At 38.6% G+C, this 11,104-nt stretch carries 7 protein-coding genes; all 7 read left to right on the forward strand.

Translation table 11 applies throughout. The features are described from left to right. Positions 1-78: 78 nt before the first annotated feature. Complete coding sequence (locus AC0KTX_RS15955; protein WP_474253072.1) at positions 79-1,383, forward strand: ABC transporter substrate-binding protein; 1,305 nt, start codon at positions 79-81, stop codon at positions 1,381-1,383. Between the two features lie 161 nt (positions 1,384-1,544). Continuing rightward, entirely contained in the window at positions 1,545-2,474 is a 930-nt protein-coding gene (locus tag AC0KTX_RS15960) for a carbohydrate ABC transporter permease (RefSeq protein ID WP_474253073.1), read from the forward strand. After that, positions 2,474-3,301, forward strand: coding sequence for a carbohydrate ABC transporter permease (locus AC0KTX_RS15965; protein WP_474253074.1), 828 nt, complete (start codon positions 2,474-2,476; stop codon positions 3,299-3,301). Before AC0KTX_RS15960 ends, AC0KTX_RS15965 begins: the two co-directional genes overlap by 1 nt. A gap of 15 nt (positions 3,302-3,316) precedes the next feature. After that, on the forward strand, positions 3,317-5,671 hold the full coding sequence (locus tag AC0KTX_RS15970; RefSeq protein WP_474253075.1) for a glycoside hydrolase family protein: 2,355 nt from the start codon (positions 3,317-3,319) through the stop codon (positions 5,669-5,671). A 37-nt stretch (positions 5,672-5,708) separates the two neighbouring features. Next, on the forward strand, positions 5,709-8,099 hold the full coding sequence (locus AC0KTX_RS15975) for a hypothetical protein (RefSeq protein ID WP_474253076.1): 2,391 nt from the start codon (positions 5,709-5,711) through the stop codon (positions 8,097-8,099). Positions 8,100-8,927: 828 nt separating this feature from the next. Next, entirely contained in the window at positions 8,928-10,130 is a 1,203-nt protein-coding gene (locus AC0KTX_RS15980) for a quaternary amine ABC transporter ATP-binding protein (protein ID WP_474253077.1), read from the forward strand. Next, complete coding sequence (locus AC0KTX_RS15985; RefSeq protein WP_474253078.1) at positions 10,120-10,980, forward strand: ABC transporter permease; 861 nt, start codon at positions 10,120-10,122, stop codon at positions 10,978-10,980. The genes AC0KTX_RS15980 and AC0KTX_RS15985 overlap by 11 nt, the downstream gene beginning before the upstream one ends. Positions 10,981-11,104: the final 124 nt, after the last annotated feature.

The following is an 11,104-nucleotide window of genomic DNA, read 5'->3' on the forward strand; positions in this document are numbered from 1 at the left end:
TAATCAAGAAAAAGAGAGCTATTTTAAGAAAAAGATAGACTAAGAGTAACTATGTCCAAAACTCGGGGGTTAATCCGGTTGACAAAAAAAATCTCTTTTATGTTCCTGGTATTGGTTCTGTTTTTAGGTATTCTTGCTGGGTGCAATAAAGGCGCATCATCATCTGATGATTCCAATGGTGAAAAAGATCAAAAAAGTTCTGAAATTACTGTAGGCGTAGAAGCAGGAGGCCCTTACACGGAATTTTATAAAGACATTGTGGATGAATTCACTCAAAAAACGGGAGTTAAAGTCAACTTTATCGAAATACCTCATGATAGCATGCATCAACGCTTTTTAACAGAAGCAATGAGTGCGACTGGTTCAATAGATGTGTATCAAACGGACCAGCCATGGATATCTGAATTTGCTGCCAAAGGATTTCTTGAACCGCTATCAGACCGAATTAGCGAGAAAGATTTAAAAGACTTTGTCGAAGATGCTATAGAAACGGTTAAATATAAAGACGAGATATATGCTTTGCCTTATTTAGTTCATACGCCGATAGTGTATTATCGTACTGATTTATTTGAAAAAGCTGGATTAAACACTCCGCCGGCAACTTGGGATGAATATCGAAATTATGCTAAAAAGCTTAATAACATCGAGGCAGGTGTACACGGTACCATCATTGAAGGGAAACAAACCGGTGAACCTGTTACGCATTTACTTGATGTCATCCATCAGTCAGGCGGTGGACTATGGGATAAAGATGGCAATGTTATTTTCAACAGTCCTGAAGTTAAAAATGCGTTTAAGTATTTAGTTGCCATCCAACATGAAGATAAAACTAGCCCTTCAGGCGCAGTAGGCTATGATAATGCAGATGTGCACAATCTGTTCATGCAAGGAAAAGTGGCAATGGTTAAAAACTGGCCTTACATGTATGCCTTGGCAAATAACCCTGAAAGCTCTAAGGTAGCCGGCAAATTTTCTGTAGCTGTTCAGCCAAAAGGTCAACAGAATGGAAGCGCTATCTGGAGTTGGGGTTACGGAATTTCATCAGACTCGAAAAATAAAGATGCTGCATGGGAGTTTGTTAAATGGGCTACAAGTTCGGAAGTTGTACAAAGACTGGGAACTCAGTTTATTAATCCGGTTCCGCGCCATTCTGCTTTGGAAGCCATTTCAAAAGACGCAAAATTAACTGAAAAAGATAAAGAGGCCATTACGATAATGTCTGAAGCAATTGTTGGCGGGGTATCTTTTACTGAAACTCCAAAATTCCCTTCTATTCAAGAACGGTTGGCTGTAACTCTCTCAAGAATTATGTCGCAACCGAACAGTCTTGATGAGGAATTAAAGGCAACTGCCGATGATATTCAAGAAATCCTCAAGCGATAATTAAACATCTCGTTTTTCTGATGGGCTGGCTCAATTCGGAAAGGAAAATTTCAGCCACGGTACAGTGAAAAGGAATATTTTTACCCCTACACTGTGTGTGACAAGCGGTTAGAAGAGTCAGCCCGTTTTCTTGGTTTAATAGGGGAGGTATTTTAATCATTATGGCCAACAATCATGTGAAGGTTATGACAAAAAGCAATGTGCTGAAAAAAAATCGAAGCAGCAATCCAAACGGGAAAAAAGGGTTCTTTCTAGTACTTCCTACCTTGATCATTATGGGGATCACAGTGTTTTATCCGATTTTGTGGTCTCTATGGCTAAGCTTTTCATCAACAAATATGAATATGACAGAATTCAAATTTGTTGGATTGGAAAATTACTTGAAATTGCTGCAATCAAGCGAGTTTGGCAAAGTAGCCGTCCAAACGTTTGGATTTGTTGTCACTACTATATTCCTTGAACTTTTAATCGGGATGGTTGTGGCAATTGTCTTGAATCGCAGTTTGCCTGGTACAAAATTTTTTAAATTGATCTTTACTCTTCCGCTTATGATTGCGCCTGTTGTTTCAGGTTTACAATGGCGTTGGCTTTTTGCTGATCAGTACGGAGCGATCAATTATATCTTATCCGCTTTTGGAATAAAAGGATTATTATGGATGGTCGATCCTTTTGCGGCGAAGATTGCGGTTCTAATATCCAATTTATGGTTAGCCACACCGTTTGTGATTTTAGTTTTATTAGCTAGTATGGCTTCCCTTCCAGAGGAATTGTATGAAGCAGCTAAAATTGATGGAGCGAAAAGCTATCAAATTTTTTACTATATTACCCTGCCATTACTAAAACCCGCTATTTTACTTATTTTAATCGTAAGACTCGCAGATGCTTTTAGAGTATTTGATATCGTATACATTCTTACACAAGGCGGACCGGGTGGTGCAACAGAAGTTTTGAGTACTTATATTTACAAAATGATATTTACCAATATGCAATTTGGTGAAGGAGCTGCAGCTTCATTTATTGTCATGATGATTGTAGCAGTGATTAGTTATATAAGCTTCCGCCTGCTGCGGGTAAAGGAAGGTGAAGTGTAATGAACCGTAAAGTGGCGATCAATGTGGTGTCATATTTAGTCTTAATTGCAATGACCATTTTTGTTCTTTTTCCGTTTCTATGGACATTTTTAACATCGATCAAAAACGATGTAGAAATGTTTGCCATTCCTCCAGTTTGGATCCCTGAGTCGCCGACAATGGAACATTATGTGGAAGTGCTGGGGAAAGGTGATTTTCAACAATTTATGACAAACAGTATTGTTGTCGCAGCAGTTTGTTTAATCCTATCACTTGTGATTGGAGCACCGGCTGCATACGGATTCGCACGATACCGCTTTAGAGCCAGTGGTATATTGTTTGCCCTTATCGTTGCAGTTAGGATGTTTCCGCCGATTACGTTGGTTATCCCATATTTCATGATCATGAAAACGCTAGGGCTTATTGATACTGAACTTGCATTAATCATCACTTACTTGCCGCTTATGCTGACCTTAATGATCTGGATTTTAGAAGGCTTTTTCCGCCAAGTGCCAAAGGAAATTGAAGAAGCTGCTGAAATAGACGGATTAGGTACAATTGGAAAATTCGTGAAAATTGTATTGCCCCTGTCGCTGCCGGCCATTGGAGTATCATCTATTTTAAGTTTTCTAGTTGCTTGGAATGAATTTATGCTGGCTCTTACTTTAACTAGAACAATAGAAGCGCAAACAATGCCGGTGGGGATTGCAGGATACGTAACGACATTCCAAACTTACTGGGGCCAGATGTCTGCTAATGGCATATTGTATATCATTCCTGTCATTGTCTTTACTATTATTGCACAAAAAGGATTAGTAAAAGGATTAACAGCTGGAGCAGTTAAATAAAAGGAGGAAGAACGCATGGAACTACAATTGAGAATGGTAATGCAAAAAACTGAAACAGGGTTTGCGCCTCAATTTTTTGCAATCAATTCAGCAGTTAAAGACCGCAGCATTCTAAATGTGATGAAACCCGTCATATTGGAAACTTGGAATGAAGGCTCTCCGGATGATAGTAAAAAAGAATATGCATTTGGATATACTAATTTGTATGAAAATGGAAATGAAATATGTGGAGAAGCATTGGTTGAAACCGATGACAACGGGTTGTTTAAGGTGATTGACTCTTGGAAACAAGTATCTCCAGATACATGGACAGTTGACAGAAAAGTAGAGGTCGTTCGCGGAGTTGAACAAGGAGGTTTCCGGCTTCGGCTTGATCTTTATACCAACTCGCCGGAAGGGACGGAGTTTCCTGATTTAAGATATTTTGCCCCCCCTGCTCTTTATGACAAAAATGACTTGGATGAAGATGGGGTAGAAGATTATCTTGGAACACAGAATCTCATGTATCGTGAGGATCGTTTAAACACGCTTGCTGTTCTCGCTTATGATGAAAAAACCAAATTAAGTATGACGTTAATTAGAGCGGATCTACCGGCTTATGATTCCTATCCGAATCGTCCAAATAATGAAAGGGTATTTCTTCAGCGTACGGATATTGGGGCATTAGGCGTATGGAAAGGACAAGCAGCAGGCAAGCCGCAGATGATTTTAAGGGCTTCCTATCCTTTTTATGAAGGGGAAAGATGCCATGCTTTATATATGAAAGAAAGACCCGGTTGGGAATCATTTTGGCCAGCTCAAACAGGAGAAACGGTTGAAGTTTCCTACCAAGTTAGAGTCAATTCTTCTCCTAGTTTCATCGATGCAATGTGGGATATGTATGCCCGAAGAATTAACGACTTGAACCCTATTCCAGTGGATCTGCCGGCTACTGCGGAAGAATTAAATAAATATCGTTTGGAAGCGCTAAATCGATATTATGTTGAGTTGAATGCAGAAGACGATCCCAACGAGCCGGCAGGGTATGTGCTGAATTGCCATCCGCAAAACGGTGAGCAGTTAAGTGACATTATTCAATTCGGATTTACAGGGCAAAATGTCTTAAACGCATATAATGTCATGCGTTTTGGTTATCAAATGGGCAATGGCGAATATGTAAGAAGAGCAAGAAAAATTGTAGATTTCTTCGTCAATAAAGCCCATATTCCTGAAAAAGGAATGTTTTATAACCTGTATAACACTGATAAAAAATCTGTTGACTTTTGGTGGACTGGCCTGCTTCTCCCATTGGCATATGCGGAAGGAGAAGAACTTGAAAGGTTAATGGGGCCGTTGTATGAACATCGTAAATTCGTCATAGAGCATTTGAAAAAAATCAAAGGATCTTATTTACGTTGTATGAATGAAGATGCAGAAGCACTCCTGCTAATCTATGATTATGAAAAACAATTAGGAAACATACACCAATCTTGGCTTGATGCTGCGATTCGCTATGGCGAGTTCCTTCTTAAAACTCAAGAAGAAGACGGATCATGGTATCGCGCATATGACTTGGAGGCGAAACCAATTACAGAACCAGCATTTTGGTTTGGAACAACGCTATATGAGCAGAAGTCTTCAACAGCTACTTCAATTCCGTTTCTTGTTAAGCTGTATAACATTACAGGTGACAAACGCTATTTAGCGGCTGCAGAAAGAGCTGGAAAATTTGTTAAAGAAATCATTGTCAATAAAGTTCGGTTCAATGGCGGCATTCATGACAGTATTTATGCCAAAGGCCAGTTAATTGATAATGAAAGTATTTATTTCCCGATGATTGCCTTACTTGCCCTATATAAGGCAACGAACGATGATTATTATCTTGAGGGCGCTCATCATGCTGCGAGAATTAATGCTTCTTGGACTTGTTTATGGGATGTTCCGCTGCCTCCGGAAAGTACGCTTGCCAAGTATGGTTTCCGCAGCACAGGAATTGGCGCATGTGATACTCCTGGAGCGGGTTATACGCATCCGTTTGAATTATCGGGAGTTGCTGAAATGGCAGAGATCGCTGTCATGACGAAGGATGCCGAGTTAATGAAAGTGGCAGAGCTGCTATGGCACGGTTGTAATCAAACAGTTGCTACACCGGAGAAAGATTGGGGATATCGTTATATAGGATTACAGGAAGAAGGTTATCTGATCAGCTGGTGGGCGAAAGATGATCCGATGTTTGGTGATACGGGATTCGGAAAACGCTGGAAAGGCGAAGGAAATAAGACATGCTTCCCGTGGATTCCTGCCGTTGCCGTCTCCTGTTATTGGAAACTTATGGATATATTCGGAACAGCAGATTTTAATGCGATAAAAAATAAAATCGTTCTTCAATAAAATAGAGACAGGATTTTTGGAGATGGAGGGTAGCTTTTTGAATACAATTCAAAACGAAGCATTTTCTATAGCATTGAATGCTGATGGGACAGTCGAACAGTTGCGAATAAACGGCGATCCTTTTCAAATGAACTGGGTAATCAACAATGAGTACTTAACTCAACACGGTTTTCAAGACAGTGATAAATTATTTGGCCAGTTTACTTTAGTGAGCGAAGGGCAAACGTTTCATAGTACAGATCGCAGCCCTGTCATTAGGCAGGATAAGGATCAGGAGGTTGAAGTACAATATGACTTTGGAAAAATTACCGTTTGCTTGAAATATGATTTAACAAAAAATGACCAGTTCATATGGTCGATCAAAGTCATCAATAATGATTCCCATCAAGAGGTTACAATAGAATCATTTTATGTATGGGCGTCCATAGCATATATTATGTTTCGCGATCGTAACGTGGCCAAAAATATAAATGAATCTTGTGCGGTATTCCCGCATTTATCAAATCATTATAGCAAATTAGCATGTATGCGAAGAAGCAATCAGGGGCCTCACCTTGGGTTGTACCATACAAGAGGCTCCCTTTCCTCTGTCGGTTCTTATTGTAGATATCAGAATTTATTTTTGGAACAGGTTTCTCCTTCATTGGATGGCTGTATTTTTCATTCATTGATCTTATGTAATTCTGGTGTATTTGAGAATAAATATGATTGGATTTATAAGTATAGCAACAATACATCCCAACAAATAGCCCCTCAAGGGAGTTTGGAATGGGAATTTGTATTCCAACCTTTTGAATCGAAAGAAGCTTTTTATGAAAATGGATATAAGCTCGGTCATCCGATTGTAAATTATACACCGGTTATGATTAAAAATAGCAGTTTTCAATGTGATGTGAAAATTCCAAAAGGAAGAAACATACGGAGAATTTGGTTTGAACAATTTGACGGAGATGAAGTCAAGTCAACGGTTATTCCTGATGAAGAAGTCATATATAAATCAAAAGATGAATTTAAAATAACCTCCCGTTTTTATAAGCCTGGTGAGAAGAAATTAGTGTTGGAGTTCGATAACGGCGCCATTGATTTTGTTGTTTTCAATGTATTGGAACCAATAAGGGACATTATCGAGAACCGAATTCGTTATTTGTGTGAGCACTCTTTTATTGACAAGGAAGATCACCCGGACCGCTTTGCATTCCAGCCTGTTTCCAACCAAGGCGAGTCATTGGGAAAACTTTGTCTTATTTTAACAAAAAATTTAATAGCAGATAAAGTGGTTGAGGAAATTCGAAAAGTAGAAAAAAGTGCCGTTTTTTATGTGAAGGAAAAATGGTTCATTGATGGTGATTTTGCTTCACCAAGGAAATTATATGGAGGATTTTATCGGATATTTGATTTAGACTATATTGGTCACATTTTTTATTTATTATCAAAATTTAACGCTGAAGACTTATCTTACAATCCACCTGAAACCTATTTAAAATGGGCGACCGAGGTAATGATTACCCGGTTTGATGAATCGTTGCACAAGGATGAGCGGGAGAAAAAGGAAACACGGCTATGCGGTGTTTTCAGTCTGTATATTCAAGATCTTCTGGAAGATTCCCGCGGTTTAAGTACTTCAAAACGATTAACGGAACTGTGGGAAAAATTCGGCATTCAGCTAAAAAATGAAAGCAAACATTTGGCTGGTGCTATTACTGAACATTATTATGACAATGCAGGATTTGGACCATCTTGTGAAACGCTTCTCCTTTTTGGCTGCAAAGAGGAAGCCGCAAAATATGGTGAATTGTTATTGGCGAACATCGGATTTAGCAATGATTACCGTTCACAGAATCCGGATCGCTGGTGGGAAGCGTTGGCCTATATGGTTCATTCCTTGTGGGGAGGATTGGTGGCTTATTCTACGCTGGTTGCTTATGAACACCTGAGACAAATAGATTATTTAAAAGCCGCCTACCGCGCCATGATGGCCGTGTTTCTTTGCTATGACTGGAATGTTCGATCTACCCCTAAATTGTTGAAAAAAGGTGAAGCGGCTTCCACTTATTGCGTGTCAAGTCCAAACCATAATTACCCTGAGCTGTCACGCAATCGGTTTGGCCAATCTTTCTTCATCAAAGAAAACAGCGATTTGTTTGGAAATGCAACCGGAGACGATTGGGACATGGGGCAGGAACTTGTCGCCTATCTAAATGGATTTGGCACGAAAACGTATCTTTATTATGAAAACGGCGAATTGAAATGCATCAATGGCGACATCGAAATAAAGGATAATCAATATATCATCAGAAGCTTTGCAGCCTATCCAAAAGAATATCATTTTTATGAAAAGGGAATTTCGTACGTTTCAAAAACAGACAAAATTGTTCCCGTGATTGCATTTGATGGGGAACGTTTTTATGAGGTCAATAACGAATGCTAGGCCATTGCGAGCTGGCGAACACTATATCAAAGGATCTGAATCAATCCCTTGAAAAATGTATTCATTTTCCTTTGCTTTGATAATATATTTTAATAATAGGGGGCTGCTTCAGAAACTCCATAGAAATGATGAAAGGGGCTGCCTAATTAGCCCATTTTAGTGTCACATGTTCCCAAATAAAAGCCCAAAGAATGTTGATTTTAGCAGCATTCTTTGGGCTTACTTTTTTCATGATTGGGCTGAAAATCATTTTTTGGACAACCCTTTCGCATTGTAAAAGTCGGGTTCGGATTATAAAGAAAAATCACAATTATTCATTTAGAAACTGCGGCATGTTAAGTGAATATTGAAAAGACAAGAAAATTTCTTTTATAGAGTATCAACCCTAGGAGGAATCTAATCTCTTGCTTTCAATCCTTTATAAAAAAGGAACATAACTTCTAAATATGTTCCAGTAGGAGTCAAATGACAGCTGCGTTATGTTACTTAAAGCGCATTTTTAATTAGTCAAGTAAAGTTTTATTTGGTTTTAAGATACACAAATTCCGTGATTCAAAAGATTTTTCACTTTCATATTGCGATGATTTGTTTAGGTGAATATTTCTAAGCATATAAGAGGAATTTTGAGAATTACTTGTGAATATTTGTGAATAATTGATCATATACTTGCTGAGCAAAAAATATAAGCGATTATCGAGTTTGTGTTGATATTTATTCTTTTATATACTTGAAAAGTAAATTAAAATCGTCCAAGTTATGTTTAAATCCACAATCTGAGGCGGCTGATATTTTTAGAAAATACTGATTTAATAAAAAAGGGTGAAAGTAGTGCCAATCATTGAAGTAAAAAATTTGTCGAAAATTTTTGGTAAAAACCCTGTACAAACATTAAAGCTATTGGATCAAGGATTATCGAAAAAGGAGATTTTAATTAAAACCGGAAATACTGTTGGAGTGAACCGTGCATCTTTCTCCGTAAATGCAGGGGAAATATTTGTCATTATGGGTTTATCAGGAAGCGGTAAATCGACGTTAGTACGTTTAATAAACAGATTAATAGAACCGACTGAAGGCAGTGTTTATGTTGATGGCGAAGATTTGTTGAAAATGGATAAGAAAGCGCTGCGTAAAATCAGAAGAAAAAAGATAAGCATGGTATTTCAACGCTTTGCGTTATTTCCTCATCGAACGGTTTTAGAAAATACAGAATTCGGACTTGAAATTCAAAAAGTACCTAAGAGGGAACGCAGGCAGAAAGCTATTAAAGCATTGGAAATGGTCGGATTAGGGGAGTACCTAAATCAAAAACCAAATCAGCTATCCGGTGGAATGCAACAGCGTGTTGGTTTGGCTAGAGCTTTGGCCAATGACCCTGAAGTGCTTTTAATGGACGAAGCTTTTTCTGCACTCGATCCTTTAATTCGGAAAGAAATGCAAGATGAGTTGCTAGATTTACAAGAAACAATGAAAAAAACGATTATTTTCATTACACATGACTTGGATGAAGCACTCCGGCTGGGCGATCGTATAGCGTTAATGAAAGACGGATCCATTGTCCAAATTGGGACACCGGAAGAAATTTTAGTAAATCCAGCGAATGATTATGTGGAGAAGTTTGTGGAGGATGTAGATCGTACTAAAATTTTAACTGCCCAACATATTATGAAACGGCCAGAAACCATTAATCTCGATAAACATGGCCCTCGGGTTGCTTTGGAGAGAATGCGTGAAGAAGGAATATCCAGCATATTCGTTGTAGACAGTAAACGCAACTTGAAAGGTTATGTAACTGCGGATGATGCATCGGAAGCCGGAAAAAAAGGCATTCGGGATATAAGGGAAATTTTAAAAACTGATATTCCTTGTGTTGACAAGGAAACACCGATGCAAGAGATATTTGCTGTTATACATGGTTCGCCTATTCCAGTTGCTGTTGTTGAAAATGAAAAGTTAATAGGCATTATTGTTCGGGGCTCAGTCATAGCTGCCCTAGCTGGGGAAAGCGAGGTGAGTGGGCAAAATGCTGAATGATGTTTTAAACGTCGTACCTGAAATTCCGATTGCGGAGAAGACGAAAGAATTTACCGATTGGATAACAAATTCTTTTTCTTTTTTATTTGACCCGATCAAAGAACATTTTGGCAATTTTATGGAGCTTTCGGCAAATACACTTTTATTAATTCCTCCAATTGTTTTTATTCTTATCGTTGCCATTATTGCGTTTTTTACAGGCAGAAAACAAATCGGTTTACCCACATTTGCAATTGTTGGCCTCTGGTTCATCTACAATCAAGGTCTTTGGAACCAATTCATCCAAACTTTTACCCTAGTTTTGATTGCCAGTATATTATCCGTTGTAATTGGCGTTCCGATTGGAATTTTCATGGCTAAAAGCAAAACGGCAGAATCTGTTATTACACCTATATTAGATTTTATGCAAACAATGCCTGCTTTTGTATATTTGATACCAGCTGTTGCTTTCTTTGGAATCGGCATGGTTCCGGGTGTTTTTGCATCATTAATTTTTGCTACACCGCCAACGGTTCGGTTTACGAATTTAGGGATACGCCAAGTATCGAAAGAACTTATTGAAGCATCTGAAGCATTCGGCAGTACAGGATTACAAAAGTTATTTAAAGTTGAACTTCCAATGGCTAAAACGACAATAATGGCTGGAATCAACCAAACGGTTATGCTTGCTTTATCCATGGTTGTTATTGCATCAATGATCGGAGCCCCTGGTCTTGGCAGGGATGTCCTGTCAGCTTTGCAACGTGCCCAAGTGGGGTCGGGGTTTGTTGCGGGCGTGGCTATCGTTATTTTAGCAATTATAATGGATCGGATTACCCAAAATATTGATTCAAAACGTGACTCTATTTAAAAATGTGGGTCAACGGTTCTTTTTGAAGATTTTCTATATAAAAGTTAAAAGGAGCATTCCTGTTAGAAGTTTTTTCGGGGACTTGAATAAAAAAAGCCCTCTTGGTATGATTCGGGGGTGTCAA

Source organism: Aeribacillus sp. JST-2, assembly GCF_056032925.1.